The sequence below is a fragment of the Bacillus badius NBRC 15713 genome (assembly GCF_001591605.1).
GTDB classification, from domain to species: Bacteria; Bacillota; Bacilli; order Bacillales; family Domibacillaceae; genus Pseudobacillus; species Pseudobacillus badius.
Window position 1 is genome coordinate 1 of record NZ_BCVF01000051.1, and the last position, 19,961, is coordinate 19,961.

Annotated in this window: 15 protein-coding genes; 4 read left to right on the forward strand and 11 right to left on the reverse strand. The window is 36.6% G+C overall.

Annotated features, from left to right (window positions below; all coding sequences use genetic code 11):
- Positions 1-66: 66 nt before the first annotated feature.
- Positions 67-2,463, reverse strand: a complete 2,397-nt coding sequence (locus BBA02S_RS17735) for an immune inhibitor A domain-containing protein (RefSeq protein WP_041099321.1) — start codon at positions 2,461-2,463, stop codon at positions 67-69.
- Between the two features lie 457 nt (positions 2,464-2,920).
- Between BBA02S_RS17735 and BBA02S_RS17740 the strand changes: the two genes are divergently transcribed.
- The gene (locus BBA02S_RS17740) at positions 2,921-3,127 is read left to right on the forward strand and encodes a hypothetical protein (RefSeq protein ID WP_041113008.1); all 207 of its coding nucleotides are present in this window, start codon (positions 2,921-2,923) and stop codon (positions 3,125-3,127) included.
- Between the two features lie 570 nt (positions 3,128-3,697).
- On the opposite strand, the gene BBA02S_RS17750 is transcribed toward BBA02S_RS17740, so the two are convergent.
- The 4 genes from BBA02S_RS17750 to BBA02S_RS17765 all read right to left on the reverse strand — a co-directional run bounded on the left by BBA02S_RS17750 (position 3,698) and on the right by BBA02S_RS17765 (position 6,224).
- Complete coding sequence (locus BBA02S_RS17750) at positions 3,698-4,189, reverse strand: YfbM family protein (RefSeq protein WP_041113006.1); 492 nt, start codon at positions 4,187-4,189, stop codon at positions 3,698-3,700.
- Between the two features lie 51 nt (positions 4,190-4,240).
- Complete coding sequence (locus BBA02S_RS17755; RefSeq protein WP_041113005.1) at positions 4,241-4,594, reverse strand: barstar family protein; 354 nt, start codon at positions 4,592-4,594, stop codon at positions 4,241-4,243.
- 617 nt (positions 4,595-5,211) lie between these two features.
- Positions 5,212-5,610, reverse strand: coding sequence for a DUF4279 domain-containing protein (locus BBA02S_RS17760; protein WP_041099312.1), 399 nt, complete (start codon positions 5,608-5,610; stop codon positions 5,212-5,214).
- 407 nt (positions 5,611-6,017) lie between these two features.
- Positions 6,018-6,224, reverse strand: a complete 207-nt coding sequence (locus tag BBA02S_RS17765; RefSeq protein ID WP_041113004.1) for a hypothetical protein — start codon at positions 6,222-6,224, stop codon at positions 6,018-6,020.
- Between the two features lie 566 nt (positions 6,225-6,790).
- On the opposite strand from BBA02S_RS17765, the gene BBA02S_RS17770 reads away from it, so the two are divergent.
- Positions 6,791-7,303, forward strand: coding sequence for a GNAT family N-acetyltransferase (locus BBA02S_RS17770; protein ID WP_041113003.1), 513 nt, complete (start codon positions 6,791-6,793; stop codon positions 7,301-7,303).
- A gap of 186 nt (positions 7,304-7,489) precedes the next feature.
- Here BBA02S_RS17770 and BBA02S_RS17775 read toward each other — a convergent pair whose 3' ends face one another.
- Positions 7,490-8,047 carry a hypothetical protein gene (locus tag BBA02S_RS17775; protein WP_041113002.1) on the reverse strand — a complete coding sequence of 186 codons (558 nt, stop codon included), beginning with the start codon at positions 8,045-8,047 and terminating at the stop codon, positions 7,490-7,492.
- Positions 8,048-9,521: 1,474 nt separating this feature from the next.
- Between BBA02S_RS17775 and BBA02S_RS17780 the strand changes: the two genes are divergently transcribed.
- The gene (locus BBA02S_RS17780) at positions 9,522-11,468 is read left to right on the forward strand and encodes an AIPR family protein (protein WP_041113001.1); all 1,947 of its coding nucleotides are present in this window, start codon (positions 9,522-9,524) and stop codon (positions 11,466-11,468) included.
- A gap of 281 nt (positions 11,469-11,749) precedes the next feature.
- On the opposite strand, the gene BBA02S_RS17785 is transcribed toward BBA02S_RS17780, so the two are convergent.
- The 5 genes from BBA02S_RS17785 to BBA02S_RS17805 all read right to left on the reverse strand — a co-directional run bounded on the left by BBA02S_RS17785 (position 11,750) and on the right by BBA02S_RS17805 (position 17,700).
- The gene (locus tag BBA02S_RS17785; protein ID WP_041113000.1) at positions 11,750-12,637 is read right to left on the reverse strand and encodes a PDDEXK family nuclease; all 888 of its coding nucleotides are present in this window, start codon (positions 12,635-12,637) and stop codon (positions 11,750-11,752) included.
- A gap of 289 nt (positions 12,638-12,926) precedes the next feature.
- Positions 12,927-14,846 carry an ATP-binding protein gene (locus tag BBA02S_RS17790; RefSeq protein ID WP_041112999.1) on the reverse strand — a complete coding sequence of 640 codons (1,920 nt, stop codon included), beginning with the start codon at positions 14,844-14,846 and terminating at the stop codon, positions 12,927-12,929.
- A gap of 422 nt (positions 14,847-15,268) precedes the next feature.
- Positions 15,269-15,910, reverse strand: coding sequence for a helix-turn-helix domain-containing protein (locus BBA02S_RS17795; protein WP_041112998.1), 642 nt, complete (start codon positions 15,908-15,910; stop codon positions 15,269-15,271).
- Between the two features lie 84 nt (positions 15,911-15,994).
- Entirely contained in the window at positions 15,995-16,270 is a 276-nt protein-coding gene (locus BBA02S_RS17800) for a hypothetical protein (RefSeq protein ID WP_041112997.1), read from the reverse strand.
- Positions 16,271-17,097: 827 nt separating this feature from the next.
- Complete coding sequence (locus tag BBA02S_RS17805; protein ID WP_041112996.1) at positions 17,098-17,700, reverse strand: hypothetical protein; 603 nt, start codon at positions 17,698-17,700, stop codon at positions 17,098-17,100.
- Positions 17,701-18,432: 732 nt separating this feature from the next.
- Here BBA02S_RS17805 and BBA02S_RS17815 point away from each other — a divergent pair.
- On the forward strand, positions 18,433-19,551 hold the full coding sequence (locus tag BBA02S_RS17815; protein WP_082040149.1) for a tyrosine-type recombinase/integrase: 1,119 nt from the start codon (positions 18,433-18,435) through the stop codon (positions 19,549-19,551).
- The last annotated feature ends 410 nt before the right edge of the window (positions 19,552-19,961 follow it).

The window sequence follows — 19,961 nt, forward strand, 5'->3', positions numbered from 1 at the left end:
TGGAAAGCAACAGTTCCGTCCAAAAGAAGAATAAAAAGAGGCTGCCGTAATGGCAGCCCGATATGCTTATTTATGAATCCATACAGCTCCAGCCGAATTATCTTTCGCTTCGCCAATCACTTCAAATTTCAAGCCGTGATTCGGCACATTGCGGCCAGCATCAGGAATCATTGTGTTCATATACTTTCTGACGTCATCAAATTTAGTGACCCCATTTAACCCTCTGTAAACGTAAAGCCCTCGCGTCGGCGAGTCTACTGTCCAAGCCGGTGCTTTATCTAGACTGAATGCAGCATCCGCCACTTGGTAGCGCGTGCTTTGATTAATCGTTGGTTTTCCGTTTAGCGTACCCATGATAGCTTCAGGATGGGAATCAACCACACCAAGGAAGCCTTCGCCAGGATGGATGCCCACCCAGTTATCCATATAGCTTTCATCGCCGTACCAAACAACTAACCCTGTATTGTATGCCACTCCGCGGGAATGCTTCAGCGCTTTGTCGGAGCCGGAGTAGTTTCTCCACTCAAGATAATAATAGTTGTCCTTCTGGAAGGTTCCATTGGAAATCTCAAAGCCGTCCGCTGTGAATTTTGGTGTGCCTTCTGCATCATCCTCAAACACGACATTGCCATCAACCGTCAGCTGTGCATTATCGAGAGCAAATCCGTCAAGAGAAAGTCCGCCATCTGTTACATACTCAAATACAAGCTTCACTTTTTTGCCGGCAAATGCGCTCAAGTCATAGGACTTGTCCACCCATTGGCCTTTGGATGATTCAGCACGGGTATCTCCATCTGTATCCTCGTCGCCGATCGTATCGATGGTCACCTCCTGGCCATCATTCGTCACAGCCTTGACATGCAAAAAGTCGTATTCAAATTCAATATCATAATAGGCTTTATAATCGAATACAGCTGTTTTGGCAGCAGTTAAATCGAATTCCGGCGACGTTAACGTGGTACGCAGGTCATCGCCTTTCGTGCTGTAGTAATATTTTTCCCCAAACTTTGGCGCAATGCCTTTGACTGTTTTTTGCGGCAAATTCACCTTCACTACTCCTGGGTTTTTCGACTTTGTTACGCTTTGGTCAATGAAGAACGCCAAGCCGTTCTTATCGATATCCCGGGAATCAATTTCAGTGATATTCGCCCAGTTTCCGCCCATGGTCTTCTGGAAAAACTCTTTGTTTTGAGGAGAAAAGCTCGTTGGCTCTGTACCGGCGATCTTGCCGTTCCAGCTGCCGCCGCTCATGATGGACCAGGAAGCAACCGGTTCGCCATGTCCTGTATATTGCGTATCATACTCATCCGGCAGGCCTAAATCATGGCCGAACTCATGGGCAAACACTCCGCCTGCTCCATCTTCCGGCTGAATAGTATAATCAAATGCCGCCATATTGCCGCCCCAATAATCAACTTTTGCCTTCGATCCTTGTACGGGATACACGCCGTCAAGCGTCCAGCGATGCGACCAGATGGCATCATCGCCAAGCTCTCCTCCGCCAGCTTCCTGCCCGGTTCCAGCATGAATAATCATTAAGTGGTCAACCAGACCGTCCGGCTCATTTTGATTGCCGTCGCCATCAAGATCATATTGATCAAATTGATCGTATTCCGATAAATCCATGCCGGAAGCAACTGCCGCATTCAACGCATCTTTGACGAGGTCCCGAGGCCCTTTAGGCGCCATATTGTCATGTCCGCCATTCGGATTGTCATCTCCGTACTCTTTTGCAGTGCCAGGAAGGGTTAGCCAGTCGGAAACTGTTCCGTCCACCGTGTAGCTTCCTCCCGATTGTTCTTCATAGAACTGCTTAAACGTTTTGACTTTATCACCATTAAATAAAGTAAATTCCTTGTCGCCGAACATTAACTTTTCATAATGCTGTTTATTGAAGTCATCCGCATACATATAGCCCTCTTCTTGCACTACATTATTATGCTTAAAATCACTGAATTCGGTTAACAGAACCAATACTTTATCTTCGCGCACGCCTCCATTGTAGTTTTCTTGTTTAGCAGGCTGGACCTTGACCGCGCCATTCGGCTTGCCTTTCTTAAAGTTCTCGTGTCCCTTATCCAGCTGCTTAGAGAGCTTGTCCTTTTGCTTGGTTAGGAAATCTTTCGCTTTTTTATCGAATTGCTCATGCTGCTTAGTTGCATATTTGTTGTTTGCGCCAGGCTGCTTTTCCCCTTGTTTTTGCTTAATATACTCTTTAACCGCCTTATGCGCGTCTGCCGGAGAAGCATTTTTCGCCAGCAGTCCCCGTTCTTTTAAATGCTTCGCCAGCCTGTCCTCATTCACGATATTTAAGTCGATATCCGGCGATTCCATCATCGCTGCCTCCGCAGAAGCAGGAGAAATGTTAGCGCTTACAAAACCTCCTGTAAATATCGCTGATGCCGCAATCGTGCTCGCCGCCAAACTAGAAAGAAACTTTGAATTCCACCTCTGCTTGACCATCCTCATCCCCCTAGTAAATTATTATTTTGATATCCGAAACAATTTGATTATATAACTGAAGAATGAATGGTGTAAATATTCAAATAACTATTTTGGCAAAAAATGATAAAATAGGCATAGAATATTCTGGATATTTAAGAATTTAATAGGTCCTATGACTTTTATTTACACGCCAAAAAAGCAAGCAATGATCTGTCGCCTGTTTGAAAAAGCCGCTTTATTTTTCCTTGCCGTAAAGTAAGAAAAACCTCTCTTGCTGGTTAGAACACAATTGACTATCCATTCTTTAAGCTATACACTCAAGATACACCATTAAATTACTTTTATGTTTAATTAAAACAATTAAACAAGCGATCTTTATCTATGAAAACCAGATTGGGAGATTTATTATGCCGCTGATCCGTCAAACCGTTGAAGAAAAGCAAACAGACTGCATGCTCATAAAGGCAGGGAGGTTATGAATAACAAACGCATGATATGGATCGTTTCCTTGCTCATCCTGTTATTAGGCTGGAGCGGATATTCTTATACCCGGCCGGCAATCCTGGTAGCGGAAAGCTCTACTGGCAGCTGGGAAGCCTCCTGCACTCCCGTTTCCTTTCCTAATCCTAAAAGCCTGTGGGAAGGAAAGGTTCAATGGAAAGGGCATAAAAAATTGAAGTGAACCTTGTAGAATTTAAGGAAAATCAGACCGTGCGCACTTCTATTGACTTTCCCTCCACTGTTCATCCCGGGGACACGCTGGAATTTGCGTCTCTAGGAATGGAACCATCGAATAAAACGCATACCCTCTTTATTCAATGGAACGACGGAGAGAACAGCCAAGAGGATTTATTGAGCTTTGAAAAGAAAAAGAGATGGTTTGTTTTTCCGTTATAGCAGCGGATTCACATGATGGGAAAGGACCCCTTCCTTTCGTCAGATAGGCGAATACGCTTAAGAAAGTACTATTGCGGAGCAGAGCGAACCGAACCTCTCAAAGAGAGAGGCTCTTTACACATTTGCGATCCAAGTAAGATAACAGGTGAGGCGAACAAGGCTAGATGAACTTTATCTTCTTTCTTTACAGCGATATGGGCACTGAGTTTACCAGCGATGATCATTCCGTGAGTTCCCTTCTTCTAAGCAAAGCTGCGGGAACAGTAGTGGCATCTATCAGGCCCATGCAGAAACTATCCATAGGGCTCCCCGTTACCTTTAAACAGACCATCCAGTGCCTGCTGGAGGATCTCTGTTACTGGATCAGCAGCAGCAGCCCTTCTTCATGGCGAGCCGCTTCCGCAAAATAGCGAACAAGCTCTTCGTAGTTGTCCAATAAGTAGTCCTTATCTGCTTCCGTCCATTCACTGTACATCGGATAAATCTCCGCTTCATTGAACGCACTGGCATCAAACTGTGCCGACAAGCTGCTGGCTGAAATACTTTTCAATGTATCAGCAATCTCCTTGACGCCAGCGGCAGACAAGTAACGGCAAGGCCCCATGCCGAGATCTTCACCTAACGGCTTTCCGCCTAAGATGGCATCACCGGCTAAAGAATCCGCCGCCCCGAGCTCGCCTTCCCCTGTTAAAAGAAAATAAATACCATGCCAAGCCTTGTCGATATCTAACTCCCTCTCGCTCACCTCTTCTGTTTCATAAAGAAAGATCTCCACTGCCTCGGGCTGAGCGATCAAATGCTCCAGCTGTTCAGTGGAAATCCGATGATAACTTGCAATCATGCCCATGTCGAATAACCTCCCTCTTTCATTATTCGCGCCATTCTCCCTAGGAAAATCTTACGCTACACATTCGTTACAATATGAAAGATCCTCCTCTTGTTCCTTAAGCAAATCCTCGCTATTCCTGATAACTAACAAAAATCCCTTCTTGTCAGGAAACCAGCTCAAATCATTGATGCATTCATCAAGGCTATCCCAATTATCTGAAAAATAAAAAGGAAATTCTAGCTGTGTTTTCCATTCAGTAAACAGGCTTCTTTTGTTTATGCACCGGCTTGCATCCATTTCAATGACATTCAACTCTTTTTTCCATTCCTGTGCATGAAGTAAGCTATCAAATTCGGCGCTGAACTCTTTTGGTATCATATGAAACCTGGAAGACGGAGACGAAAAAAATTCTAACAAAGTCAACGAAATTTCTCCTTTAAGTTATTTTATTTATTTTCTTCTATCCGCTTTTACATTTCTCCATTTTTCTGGCGTGGACTCTAAATAGTCAATCACAGTCCTTTCTGTCCTGCCTTTTGACTTCAACGAATCAAAAAAACGGCTTCTAGGACAGGCAATCAGCTAAAAAACGTTGGTTCATCTAACAATCTACTCAACGTCAGCGATTTTCTTTCCTTTGATGAAGAAAGTAAAAAAGCTACTGAAATGATATCTGTATATGAATGCTCAACTATCAATGTTAGTATAGGCATGTAGAACAAATAAAAAATTTTTCAGGTGAACAAATCTTTCTTTTCGGTGGTGTTATCTTGAAAAAAGACCTAGTGAAAGTAATATGGGCTTTTGGCATTGGTGCGATTTTAGTGTTAGTAGTTCCCTTGCTCTTTAATTATTTTCTATAAACGAACTGCTTGATGAAAGAAAATTATATAGCGCCCGTGGGTGATACCTGCACAAATTTAAACTATAGACTTCGAACAAACCACCGAGAGTAGCTGTTGTCTTTCTGGCTTCATTTTTAAGGCTTACTTTCGTACTTTACATATAAAAACACACTTTATTTAAATTTATTACATATTTTAATAGATATATAGGTCTACCGCGAATTCCGCACCTATATCGCTTGCAAAATTGATAAAGCTGCTGTCTAGAGCAATAGCAGGCTTTTCATTTTCTTCCACGTTCACGACAACAAGAAATACATACTCTAAATCATAGGTTGTTCTTAGCTCTTTTAAAGTATTTTTCTTATTTTGAAGAACGCTTATGAGCTCACTTAATTGGCACATGATATCAAAAGAGTGTTCGTAGTCAGTCTGAATCCACCAGCTCGTATCTTTTCTTTCCATATGTGCATTGGGGGTTTTCTCCCCTTTTATCCAATACCCTTGAGGCTCAATGCCTAGTCTCTGTGTAACAATATCCGGGTCAAAAGTGTCGCCGATTATCACAAACTCAGCATTAACATTTGTCGCCATTATGATGTGCTCCTTTTGCTTAATGTGTGAACCCGTCCTTGATCTTGAAGTTAAAAAAGGAGACAGTCCAGCATCCCTTCCTAATAATTAGCGTTAAACAATTACTATTGGTCATCCAGTAAAGATTTGGACAAATGAACTACAGCAGCATGTTCATCTATAACATTTAGAGTAAAATCTGCTTTTGCCAGAATTCACCCGTCATTTTTCGGAATGGATTCCCTTGCCTTATACAAATAAAAGGATCATCCTCTGCCTCACTTAAGTCTATATTAGCCCGATTAATGAACTGGTGTGTATGAGGAACAGTCCTAATGCCTTTTCAGATGCATCCGTAAATTGATGGCCAGCCAATCTTATTTTTTCATTTAGCCTGGAAATTATATAATTACATATTACGTCAACTGTTAGATCGGTAACAATACTTTCAATTTTTTCTCACTTAAAGAACCCATGAAAAAGTTAAAATTTACTCTGTAACTGTCTAGCGCCTTACTTGTACGACCTTCAGCCATTTTAACTGCAAAAAACCTTTTAAACAGTTGATTCAATGAACACTTCTCTTTTACAGCTGCACGTTCATTTTTCACTCGCTTTCCTAGTCTTTTAACCATAAAAAAAATCCCCTTCCCATTTGATTAATTGAAAAAGAACCGTTTTGAATTGCTAAAACACCACCACTATCCTTTATGAAAATCCACGCATAGTCCTCGTATCATCCCAACAATAAAAACGCTAGAAGCAGTAATATAACTGCATGCTAGCGTAGGTATGATTCCGATTGGGTTCGAACCAGCGGCCTCTTCCCTGTTAAGGTGTCAATGCAGACTATTTCATAAATTCTCAGGGGATAAAAAGCCTTACTTAACAACACTTCTAACTCATTATGATAGATTTAGAACATTTAAGATTTGTTATGTTGGTCGGCAGCGCACCGGTGCAAAATAAGCATGAAAAGTTTAAAAGATAATTGCTAAAATCATTAATACTACACTCGCTAAAAACAAATCCCTCTCTCCCTCTGTTAACCATTGTGTCCTCACAAGATAAGAGTTGTGGAATGGTTTCTTGTTCAACTAACGGGGCAGTTTAGTTAAACAACAATATCATTAAAAAGAGGATTACTAGCTTTCGTAAAGAAAGAGTAAATAATAACAAATGGTGAAAGGATGAAGAACATTTGGAAGCAAGTAACCATATCATTCAGATAACGCCTTGGGAGGATAATGACCTTGACTTACTTTTTCTTATAAACGCTCCAGAAATGATGCAGCATCTAGGAGGTCCAGAGAGTAAAGAGCAGATTTTGCAGCGACATAAACGATATCTTGAACTGGGTAATAGAGGACGTATGTTCAGCATTAAATTGTTACCAGAATTACAACCAGCCGGTTCTGTGGGGTATTGGCAAACTACTTGGAATAATGAAAATGTATATGAAACTGGCTGGAGCGTTCTACCCTCTTATCAAGGGAAGGGAATAGCTGCAAAAGCGGTAAAGTTAGCAATTGAAGAAGCATCTAGTGAGAACAAATATAAATACATCCACGCATTCCCATCGATTGAAAACTCCGCCTCTAATGCCATTTGCCGGAAGCTTGACTTTCAGTTTATCTCTGAATGCGAATTTGAATATCCTCCAGGAAGCTTGATGCGTTGCAATAATTGGCGTTATAACTTAATTGGACAATAGCTGATTTTTCAGTTCTTAATTTTCATAAAAGTATGGGACAAATGTACTTAAACTAACGGGTGATTTAATAAAAGAAGAAAGGATGTTACCTATTAGTCATATCTACTATGTAACATCCTCTAATATTTCAACTTTTAAAAAGTAGATCTTGATAATTTGAAAGAAGGGAGCTTCTTGCTTTTTAATTCAACCTTGAGCAACTGAGTTGGCAATATATTTCTTATATTCCCGAATGGCTACATTCCACGAATAATCCAAGGGAGCTATCTCTTGTGGATAAACACAAATCGGCTCGACTTTTGTGTTTACTTTGCCTTCAACGATAAAATCTACTGGAGAAACATATGGTTGACCATTTACGATTCTTTCAGCAAGAATTTCATTGTCCCTTATGTAAGCCTGAACTTTATTAAGGACGATGGATTTGTGATCAGAAATTATTTTAGATAACTTGCTGCTGTCGATTCGTTTTGCCAACGCAGTTAGTAATGAGTAATATTTTTGAGTCCGATAAATGAACACTTCCATGCAAGAACCGTATTCAAGAAACTTAAGCCTCTCTTCAAAAGATTCGCTATCATACTCATTCTCTGATTCTTGCGCCACTGGGTCCAATTTATGAAACTGATGTACAATTATATTCAAACAGTCTTGTGCAGCTAATAACAATTGATAATTTATTTGATCTTTGCTACTCTCATCGCCATCAAACCATTCTTCAACGTGATTATAAAATTCTAACATATGCCTCTCCTCCTCTTCCTTGATTATCCTGGAATAAATTATTTCCGTCAATTTTTCCCTCTTAAGCAAAAGAATGCTAGCTAGTAAACAATCAAACCAGAGTCCTCTTTTTATACATTTCTGCACAAAAAAACCTCTCAAATGAGAAAGGCTCTTTGTTATTCAACAGCCATTAGTTCTCTTCCTTCATCCAACACTTTTAAAGTTCGCGGCTGTTTTTTGTAGAAACAATAAGATTTAATGTAATCCTTTTATATTTGGGCGATGATCACTAACCGGTGACTAATCTCTTCCTGATCAGACAGGTACATTAGTTCAAATGGTCATGCTCTAAAACACGCCGACGAAATTGCTGCACAAAAATTAGCTTCTGCACTATTAAGAAGCAAAAAAACCATTAAAAATCATTAAGTTATCACGTTTGGTCGGCAGAATGCCGGCGAAACCAAGCTGCTCTTTTGATATTCGTTAATAATCCATACAACAAAAAAGAGCGAGGCCCCTTATATTATGCAAAATTCTTCAAATTGCTTTAAGAGAATCCTGTATGTTTCCATTGTCGTTGAAGAAACATTTTTAAATTCCCTATCATCTAAAAAATCTTGGATAGCAAATTTCAACAACAAAAAAATCCACCTCACATTTTCGTGAAGTGGATTCCATTTGTCGAGTAAATTTTGTTCTCGACCACTACATAAATGTAGTCTATAAAATTGCTTAAACCGTTGGTACAATAACCTTTATGATTCCGACTGGGTTCGAACCAGCGACCTCTACCCTGTCAAAGCGAAAGGAGTGGTTTTCTTAATTTCATATATGATAGGTACTATCTAATCATCTGAAAAAGATTGATTTTATAGGCTTTTTTAATTATCAAATAGTGTAGGTACTATCTAATATATTTAATGGCACTCGTATCACGATAGGGCCTTCTAAACGTGTATATGACAGGCTTCTTCTATACTTAATTTATGACAAAGAAATTGTATCAAAGTAATAAAAGCGTTCATCAAAAGTATGCTTGAGCAGCTTAATATTATAGTTATTTTTACTCAATGAATATCCCTAAACAAAACAACGAAATTTTCTTAAAAACAGTCTAAATGCATGATAAATTCAAATTCCTTTATTTATCATTCGATTGCACTTATAAGGCTTCCTAACCTCCTAGACATATAAGGGACTCTCGTTTATAACAAAATGGGAGTCTCAAAGTGAAGGTATGCTATTCTCGTTCTGCACTCCATCTGTGTTGAATTGACAGTACATACAAGGATGGCATTAGTTCTATATATCACTCCTAAATGAAATTTATTAGCTATAACATTTAGCTACTTCTTAACACAAAATTTTTAGCTTACTAAAGAACAAGTCCTCTTCCCCTCTTCCTCACTAAAGTTCGATTACCATTTAACTACTGATTTGTTATACAATGGGTATAAGTTGCTATAAAATATTCTAGGAGGATTGAATTATGGATGGCTTAATAAATGAGTATTACGAAGTGTTCAAAGGTCTGCCAAATTACCGCCCTATCGTTAGAAATAATATTACAGAGGATGCCTTTACTATCGCTGTTCTTGACATTATGTATAAAGAAATACTTAATTTGGACTTCACCGCTACCAATGTGGAAAGTCTCGCCAAATATATTGTAGCTCCACCGGATGGAGGTATTGATATTTTCATTGAATATGAAGATGGGGATGAATACCGCTACGACATCATTCAAGTGAAATACACTACATTAGGTCAACAAGATATTAAACAATGCCTTGCAATGATGCAGCGTACTATAAAGGACTACTTGAAAGATCCTCAATCCGTTCATAAAAATCTAAGGGAAGTAATTAGCAATACAAACTTCGATGGTATATACAAAAATAACTGCACATATTATGTAATTCACAATGGTGACCTTAATTACGCATCTGGGTTAAAAAAATCTGAAAAAATTGTTACCTCAAATGAATTAAAAATTTTACAACAAAGTTTTGGTACAGACTCTGTACCTGAAGAGATACTAAAATCAGATGGCTTTAATAATTTCATTTCCTATAACCATAATAGCGATGAAAACACAGAAGAAGCATACCTATGCAACTTAAGTGGCTATGATTTGGCGAAGTTAAACAATAAATATGCAAGCACAGAATTAGGGAAAAATATATTGTTTGGTCAAAACCTCCGTGACTCTTTAGAAAATAAATCCAAGACGTATCACTCTATGAAACAAACCATTGACCATGAACCTGAAAAATTTTGGTTTTATAATAATGGAATAACAATTATAGCAGAGGGTTTTACTGCGGATGCTGTACCATTAGTTAATGAAGAAAATAATGAACAATCAAATAAAAAAATTGACTCCGTAACTCTTCAGAAATTCTCTATTATTAATGGGGCACAAACTACAAGTTCGTTAGGAATTTATTTAAAGGAGGCGGAAATAGATCGTGACGAGGATAAAATTAATAACTTAAAAAATGTTTATGTCTTAACACGTATTCTTGTAATAAATAAATCTGAGTTAAAAAACAATATATCCATATACAATAACATGCAAAATCCCATTACGAGCCGTGATATGGTTTCAAATCGTCCAGAACAAAAAAAGTTATATGAGTGGTTAATAAGTGGTGATAAACCTAATATTCATGTCGAGATTAGACGTGGTTCTAACCCACCTTCGCATCTAAATTTACTAAAACATCAATCAACCACTAACGAAGCATTAGCACAATTGGCATTTGCATCGTTTTATAGAGAGCCTTATACAGCTAAGGATAAAAAACGAACGTTGTTTAACAATGATTATTCAAAAGAAGAATTCACTATAAATGAGGACTATCATAAAATTTTTAACTTTCATAATGAGAATGATAAGTGTGGTATTCTTTTTAAAAAGACTAAATCAGAAATCGACGAGTTATTATTTGTTGCTCACCTTTATAAAGAAAGTAAAAAATATCTTAAGAAAGAATATGAGCTACGATTGGAAAAGCAATACACAAAGTTGAAAAGTGCTGATGAAGATGAACATCAAAACATTAATGATTTTATAAATAACTATAAAACACAGATTGCCATAAATAACATATGTTTCTTTTACTGTATGGCACTATACTATGAATTTAAAGCGCAATTCGATGAAGATAATAATAAAACATTCAACTACTCTGCTTTTTATGATAGAGATCCACAATTTAAACAAAATTTAATTGAAAATTTTACGCAGCTCTTCCTAACTAAAACTATTGAAATTATTAAAAATGAGTCTGCTGGAACAGCAAATGTTAGCAACTGGATACGAAGCAAAAAAAGCGAAGATCTTTTTATGAAAAAATTGCGTCAAGAGCTAGCTGTAAACTTATCGTTTTCAAATCAATATAAAACCTTCATTGATCAATTCAAGCACTAAAAAAGTTAAGGGGTCTCTCAAAATTGGAAAATCAATTTATGAGCTAACCCCTTTTATTATTCAGTTTTTTATAAGTTATTAGCAGGTAAACCAGACCTCATCTTAGGTAGGCTACACATATGTTGAGTGCTCTTCATAGACATAATTTACAATGGTGACTATGTCATTTTGATAAAAGTAGTATTTCACGATCTCAGTTCCTCATTTTGGGCATAAAAATCCGACCTACTGTTAGAACAATCACCTTAATTGATTGGATAACCACAATACTTGTTAAAACCTCAAGAAAGAATATCATTCTTGTTAAGTAATTCAGATACATTATTTCGATCTAATAATATTACACCCGCGCTTTTCAATAGGCCTTTTGCTTTATCAGATACTCTCATTTTATCAAAAATAAAAACAGGGGTTATATTTAGTTTCTTGTATTGAAGCATTTGTTGTATTAATTGATTTATCATTTGGTCTTGATACCCCATTATTTTATTTCGTTTTTCCTCTTTTATTTCAACACCATAAGTTTTCCCATCTTTTTCAAGAATAATATCTAGTATCACACTGCCACGTCGCGCTTCCACTTGAACTTCATACCCCAGAATCCTAAATACTCTTGAAAGAACTTTCTCTTGAGTAATCGCACTATACTCCTCAACCTGTTTTAGGACTCTATCTAGAGATAAAATATCAGTTTTAATTATAGAAGTTATGTTATTTCCCTTTTTATCAATGAATAATACTAAGTTATCAACAACAGTAAAACTACCGTGGGCGATAGCATTGCGAATATGACGAAGCATTGATCGTAAAATAGTCTCATTTTGATATTTTGTTAAAATCATTTTTTGACATTTTGTACATATTTCATTTGCAAAACAATTCGCATCTGTTCTTGAAATCCTTTGATTGATCTCAATTTTCACATCAGATTCTCTAGATAGATTCATAGTTTCAATAATCATCTCAAAAACCGCTTCCGAATATAGAAGATCATCAATTAGATAATTACTATAAGATTGAACAGAAGAAATTCCTGGCACGTACCACAGCATTCTTTCTATACTTCTACGTAATTCTGGCATCAAATCAATGGGTTTAGGGTCATGTATAATATTATATCTAACTTTGTGAGTGTTACCGCAGCAGTAATTAAAACCATCAGTATTCATAATCTACTCCCCCAGTATTTGAAATCATACTGTACCGTTTATTTCCGATTAAGTTAACAAGTGACTTATCCTCCTCCTATCATCTTAAATACCCTCCCCCCAAACTCTTGGTCTGAGGAGTATAAATCACACCTCATTTTTTGGTAAAACTAGGTCAGACTATTATTGGTGCCAAGCTATTTTCACTCTATCAATGCAACTAACTCAACATGCGTTAATTGCCTTTTATAAACAAAATTCAAAAAGCATTTATATCTAAAATAAAATTCACTGCCTTAAAAAATCAAAATCAACTAACCGGTTGAGGTACCTCACTAGGCTCTAAAACCCTATTAGTTAACTTATTATCACTACCAAAATACAGAGATGCTATTTGTTCGAACCAAGATTTTATCTCTTCATAACATTCCATTTCATCAAGATGTGATTTCGTTAATTCCTTTGCCAAACTGCCATTTAAAATCTCTTTAATAGCGTTCTCCCTTTTTCTTGGTTCTTTGATGTGGAGCATAACTCTATCTAATAAGTACTTTGGAACATCTTTACGTGCCCACTCATTAATTTCGAAATCGAACTCATCTATCTTAAATTTTTCTGAGATTAATTGAGGGTGTATATAGTTTTCCATTTCTAACCTTTGTGTAATCACTCCATATCTTCTTCTGTCATTTTCTCTTTTTATTCCTTCTATAATCTCTTGATATTCCGGTTTATCAGCATCATATATATGAAACTCAATCACATTTGAATTATTAAGATAATTTCTATTAACCCACCTAATCAGCTGACCTCCTGTTAAAGGTAAAATACTAATTTTGTTTTCTTTTAAGTCAATAATGTCTTTAAACTCTCTTATTTGCTGATTGACATTCATAATGAAATTAACATCATTTTCTCCTTCAACACAAATAACCAACTTTGACTCAATAGTAGGTAGAATACCTAATGTCTCTACAATACCTTTAAACTTTAATAAATTATCTGCAATAATTGCCGGCTTATTATTTTCTTTTTTTACAAATATAACTTCCTCAACATTTACCATTTTTGCTATCTCTGGTGTATGGGTAGTAATAATAACTTGGTGCTTAGTATCTTCACTAATACTCTTTAAGGAATCTATTATCATTCTTTGAAAATCAGGATGTTGCGAAGTTTCAGGTTCTTCAATCCCATAAATTATATTCTTATTATTTCCCTCTGAAGATATCCGCTCTGCTTCAGCTCGAAAATAACTTAGAAGGATCAACCTTTTAACTCCGCTTCCTCTTTTGTTTAAAGAAATACCATCATCACTCTCTAAATCGAAAGAAAACAATGAGTCCCATGATTTCATATTCAATTTTGTATTCAATTTGCTTGCGATTCCAGGATCAAACTCTTGAAGTTTATTAATCGTTAAATCGCCTATCTTTGATACTGTTTCATCAACAAATTCTTTAATTTCTTTGAGTTGTTCCTCAATCTCAGCAAGTGCTTTTTTAGTAGCTATTTTTAGAGGATTTTGCACTTCATTATCAGAGTCTGAGTTACTTCTATCGGATTGAAAAAGAAAATAAAGCGGAAGATTGTCTTTTATCTTTCTCCATAAGTCTTTTTCATCTGTTTCAATCTTTTTTATCTCTATGTCTATTTCTCTAAATTCTATATCTGGTGTTATGTAATAATCATAAAGTGCTTTTCGCAAATCAGCATTTTTTGTTTTATTTATCTCTTCATAATTCCTAATGTCATCTTTAATTTTTTCAATTTCCTTTTTTAATTCGCTATGTTTCATACTGATAAAGTGTTTTTCTGATATATAGGGGTAATGGGCATTTATCAAAACTCTTAAACTGCTAGCATTTATACTAACTTTAGAACAATCCCATATCTTTTTAATCTCAAGTAATCCGTCTTTATTAAGTAAATACTCTTCTGATAGATTAGTAACATTAGATGCATCAATAGAAATCTTTTCGTCCTCATTCAATCTAAAACACGCTGCTATTTCCATTTCTTTAACTGTTGCATCAATATTACAGTCATTTACCTCAGCCTTTACTAATGTACTCTTAGTTTCACCATTAAAAAATAATTCAAGAGCATCCATAATTGTAGACTTTCCAACATCATTTTTTCCAATAATCACATTCATCCCATGGTCAAAATCTATTTTTACCTCTTCATAGCCCCTAAAGTTTCTCAAATATATTTGCTTAAGTTCCACTACAGTTCCCCCCTGATTATTTACCCATCTAAATACCTTGGACCATTTTACCAAATAACCTCCAGTAAATAATACCAAATTATTTCAATAATTGACAATATAGGGGGATTATCTAAAAATTAAATTCAAAACTAACAACTTTAATTAAATTCTTGCATAGTTATTTACCGGTGAATTTACCTTAACAAATTACATCTAAAAATATTAATGGCTTTGCCGACAATCTAAAACCATCCCCAAAGGGGATGGCTTATTTTAAAATATACTTTGTTTTTATTGCAATTTGTTATATCTTTATTTTTAATTTATTTCTAGAGAAGAATTTTCCTCACCTCTCATATAATAATCCTTATGTAAAAGATAAAAAAGCCATTAGCCTATTGAATAAAACTTTATAGACTAATGGTTTTCTTATATGTGTTTTAGATAATCGGAATCGATATATCTATCCCATTTTGACTTTTTACTATTACCTCTATTTGGCGAAAGTACTCCTTTTGTATCAGTAAGATATTAGGATAGCTTGGATTTTGAGTTAGATTACCAATATAATCCTTGTAATCTTGACTTTTAACTAACTTCTCAATTCTAAAGTGTACTCCTCCCTCACAAATAGCTTTCGGCGTTTTGGTCTCAAATGCTTTTTTAGCATAGTGTGTTAACTCAGACATAATTATATAAGGATTCAGTGATAACGATTTGATACAGTAATAATATCTACCTTGGTATTCGTTAACATCTAAAAACTTCTTATCCTCAAGTTTCTTTATATTTTCTCTCACTGTATCAACGCCTATATCGAGCAAGCTAGCTATCGTCTTTTGGGCCATTGTGCTTTCTAACCGAAAGCCCATAGACATGTAAATTTCCTCTAGCACTAATTTCTCTGTAGGTGAAACTCTTTTACACCTCCTAATAGCATGTGGAATTGTCGAGTACCCTTTATTATATAGCCACTCGACCTCGTATTCAGCCGGATCTAAACCGAGTGAAAAGTCTACCAAGTAAGCTACAATCGGGAACTTTCCATCTACATCCTCGTAATATCTAAGAACATTTTCCATAATTTCTCCTCCTATAAGATGGACTCAATAAAGAGTCCACCTTCCTTCATGTTAACTCTTAGTATTTAATCCGTTCTAATATGGCTAGGATAACTCCCGATATTTAGCTCGTCTCAATATGTCCACGTTATGCTGTTTAGCATTCCTTGGTATAACACCAATACCATCGAGAACAAATCCTATAAATTCATCCGAATGCTCCATCGCCTCGCTCACAAAAGACTCAGTATAACCAGTTTCTTTACAGAATCCCTCTACAGTGAAGTGTAGTTCACTATCGAATACGACAGGATCTTTATCTTTCTGTCCTTTCTGGATCGCTATCGGCTTTCCAGGCAAACGCCATTTTAAATTATTCATTTCTTGTTCCTCCTTATAGTTTATGAAGACCTTGTCAGCCTCCTCGCAATAGTAGTCGTTCTTCCCCCTCAAAAAGTTGCGATCAATCTTTTAAAAACTTTCTTGAGTTTTTAATAAATTAGGGATTACTAGTTTATTACGTAATTGAAATAAATTATTTTACAGGCGATACAGATGACGAAGGTATGTAAAATGGGGATAAAACGAAGGTAACTTCTCATATCGTTCTCCTTGATGCCACCTTTATAATATGCTCCTCCCTAGGCTGCAGACTGCGGTAAGAAAGGGACGTCCTATTACAAAAAAATAGACGTACAAAAGGGATTCAGTTTTTTCTCATACGAGTAATGCTATGAATACATAATTTTTTAGTATGTAGAGTCAATCGTTAGGCACTGGGTGGGGCTGTATTCTTAATGCTCCTTAATACGGGTACATAGAGTGATCATGTACCCTACCATCAAATCAATAAACTGTGCGCACCGACTATATTACAAAGAAGGTTTTGGCTGATTCGTAAACAAGACCTAAATTATCCTTTGTCTATACACTTCTAAAAATATTAAATCAAAACATGACTGTTTCTCTAAAGTCATCAATACCTTATGGAGCTGACTGTTAGAGCATGAAGAAGCGCTCTTATATATGAGCTGTTTGAATTGCCATAATGTAAATTAGGGCTTTTATTTGGTGGGATATTAGATAACAAACCTAAAACTAAGGATTCCCTAGATAAGAAAAAAAGAAGAGTAACAACCACGATAAATAACCCAGGAAGTCCTTGATGACTTCCCAGGTGCGTGTTTGACAGACATTGCGAGGTTATTTTATGGTAGTACCACAGTAAATTTGTCTGCTAAGAACCGCATGGCTTCTACCGCTTGCTCTTCTTCATCAATGGTGGAAGGACAGTACTGAAGTTTGATTCCATTACCAATCTCAACTTCAAACTTCACTGTGCGATTAATTTTCAGGACATTTGCTGTAATTGGTCCTTGTGGTTCGGAACTACCATTCCGTTCTACAAGGTCATTTTTAATTTCCTTCGGAAGGTCTTCTAACTCAGGTAAGACCATTTTGCGTTGTTCTTGAATCCAATCCCGATCACCAATAGACCCAACTAAAAGATTTTTCATTCTGAGATCATAAAAACATTCATTTGCAAATGCTACAACAAGGGTTCGATCATCTACTACATCTGTTAACAACCGACTTAGACGTATTTCTCTTCGCTTGTTATCCCTTCTAGCTACAACATAGTTCGGCGATCTTTTAATAATAGCCCAATATCCATCATGGTTAGTAAATATCTTATGCAAGGATGCAGTGTCTACATAAAAGAAATCTTCTCCTGCAATTAGCGTTTCTTTGTGCTCCGCGCTTCGAGCTATAACGGCTGTTACATTACCCATTTCTATTTTTTTATTCATGCAATTCCTCCTTTTAGCTACTACTGCCAAACACGAGTTTAATTCTACCATGATGATTTATTCCTCTACAATATTGAGCCCGATAAAATACCTCCACAATGTCCCTGTTATCCCATTTTTACATATTTAACTATAAAAATAACCCTGCATAAGCAGGGGCTTTAAAGATAACAAGTTATTCGTCTATTACATTAACTTCCTATAAGATCTCCTGCAATTATTGAACCATCTTTTCCGATTAATAGCCTTAATAAAGCTAAATAGATAGCTTTTTCGTCGTGACTACAAATTACAGCGTGGCCGTTCTTCAAGCAATGAAGCACAAAGGTGTTTTTCCAAATTGCTCACTAAATAACCATTTCTTAATATCCGAAAAATCCTCTCCCTCCTTTTTAGATATGTACTATAACCCTTATCCATATTATTGAGTAACTTCATCTCTTCCCATCTACTTATCTCACGTTGACAATAGTGACATAAAATTATACTCACAACTTTTCCCTCCTTTGGAACGACTACTAGCCTAGGAGGGATTAATATGATTATTAAATCAGAAAAAACGATAGGCTTTAAATCAGTAATGTTGGCGTCGAAAACAAATATATTGAGGGAATTTTATCTCCCTCTAATATCCAGGGAATTAATTGTAAGTTCCCATGTCATTTGTTATATTACACCTATAGAAGTTTGTCATACCTTTAGAGGGCACCTCATAAAAGGAGGATGTCACTTATGGGTTATGTAAAGAAAGACGGTTCGAGTTGGTACTACGCGACTGAGCTAGGTACTGATCCTGTAACAGGAACACGCAAGAGAAAAAAGAAGCGTGGATTTAAAACAAAGAAAGAGGCTGAGAAAGCACTTGCTTTGGTGGAGGCAGAGGTTTTAAAAGGAACATACTTTGAACAATCCAATATTTTATTCAAAGATCACCTAACAGACTGGTTCAAAACAAAGAAGAACAGTATTAACATTCAGACCGCACAGACTTATCAATCTTATTTAAAGAATCGAGTCATACCACAGTTAGGCTGTATCAAATTGGCTCATTTAACTCCAAAACTTCTACAAGACTATGTTAATAATCTAATTGAAGAAGGTCTTTCGAGTAGCACAATAAAAAAAGCGTATAACGTCATTAAGGCTTCTCTCGATTTTGCAGTTGATATGGAATTGCTTTCTAGCAACCCTGCAAAGAAAATACAATTACCTAAAGAACGGAAAGCCAAGATAACTGTGTGGGAACTAAATGACGTACGTACTTTTTTAGAGGTTGCCGCCCATCACCGTTGGTATATCGCTTTTCATTTAGCAATTACAACTGGCATGCGGCGCGGAGAGATATTAGGTCTTCGTTGGAAAGATATTGATCTAGAAAAAGGAGTACTGTACGTGCGGCAAACCCTCAGTAAGGATGAAAAGCAGTTTCTGACCGGTGCTAAAACCATTTCGGGTGTTCGGAGTATTAAACTTTCCAAGGAAACCGTTGTGATATTGAAGAAGCACAAGGCGACGATTTCAAAGGCTAAACTAAAATGTGGTCCTGCATATGAGGATTACGATTTAGTTATTTGTACAGCTGGGGGAACTCCTGTAAATCCTGAGAACTTAAAAAGGTCCTATATGCAGTTGATTCAACAAGCAGGTGTACCTAAGATTCGCTTTCATGATTTACGTCATACTCATGCCACCATGCTCTTATCTCAAGGTGTACATGCTAAAGTGATTTCTGAAAGGCTCGGACACAGTAATATCAAGACCACTTTAGATATCTATTCTCATGTACTTCCTAACATGCAGCAAGAGGCAGCAAACCAAATTGATGAGCTACTTTCAAAAGCAAATAGCTGACTATGGCACCAAAATGGCACCAAATCCATTTCTACAGCAGGTCAACTATAACCATTGAAAAAACAAAAATCCGCAAATCCTTATATATCAAGGATTTACGGATTTAATGAGTATGATTCCGACTGGGTTCGAACCAGCGACCTCTACCCTGTCAATGGGGATGACCTTCCCCGAAGATACTCGGTTGTCTCTTGTTAAAGCCTATAATATCAAGCATCTATAAAACTCTTCATGATTAATTTAGCACGTTTTAGTCCATTGTTGACGGCTTTAGTCAACAATTCGTCAACAATATACTTATTTTCTATATTAATAAGAAAAAAAGACGGCTTAAACCGTCTTTAAATCATACCTACTTAACACCATCACCTTTACTCCATGCTCTTCTGCTAGACTGTACAGCCGCTCCC

What these genes read in the sequence shown, in the direction of transcription:
- BBA02S_RS17760 (WP_041099312.1), bottom strand. Translation starts at nt 5,610, where the DNA reads ATGGCGACAAATGTTAATGCTGAGTTTGTGATAATCGGCGACACTTTT.
- BBA02S_RS17775 (WP_041113002.1), bottom strand. Translation starts at nt 8,047, where the DNA reads ATGTTAGAATTTTATAATCACGTTGAAGAATGGTTTGATGGCGATGAG.
- BBA02S_RS17795 (WP_041112998.1), bottom strand. Translation starts at nt 15,910, where the DNA reads ATGGAAAATGTTCTTAGATATTACGAGGATGTAGATGGAAAGTTCCCG.
- BBA02S_RS17735 (WP_041099321.1), bottom strand. Translation starts at nt 2,463, where the DNA reads ATGGTCAAGCAGAGGTGGAATTCAAAGTTTCTTTCTAGTTTGGCGGCG.
- BBA02S_RS17800 (WP_041112997.1), bottom strand. Translation starts at nt 16,270, where the DNA reads ATGAATAATTTAAAATGGCGTTTGCCTGGAAAGCCGATAGCGATCCAG.
- BBA02S_RS17780 (WP_041113001.1), top strand. Translation starts at nt 9,522, where the DNA reads ATGGATGGCTTAATAAATGAGTATTACGAAGTGTTCAAAGGTCTGCCA.
- BBA02S_RS17805 (WP_041112996.1), bottom strand. Translation starts at nt 17,700, where the DNA reads ATGAATAAAAAAATAGAAATGGGTAATGTAACAGCCGTTATAGCTCGA.
- BBA02S_RS17765 (WP_041113004.1), bottom strand. Translation starts at nt 6,224, where the DNA reads ATGGTTAAAAGACTAGGAAAGCGAGTGAAAAATGAACGTGCAGCTGTA.
- BBA02S_RS17815 (WP_082040149.1), top strand. Translation starts at nt 18,433, where the DNA reads ATGGGTTATGTAAAGAAAGACGGTTCGAGTTGGTACTACGCGACTGAG.
- BBA02S_RS17750 (WP_041113006.1), bottom strand. Translation starts at nt 4,189, where the DNA reads ATGGGCATGATTGCAAGTTATCATCGGATTTCCACTGAACAGCTGGAG.
- BBA02S_RS17785 (WP_041113000.1), bottom strand. Translation starts at nt 12,637, where the DNA reads ATGAATACTGATGGTTTTAATTACTGCTGCGGTAACACTCACAAAGTT.
- BBA02S_RS17740 (WP_041113008.1), top strand. Translation starts at nt 2,921, where the DNA reads ATGAATAACAAACGCATGATATGGATCGTTTCCTTGCTCATCCTGTTA.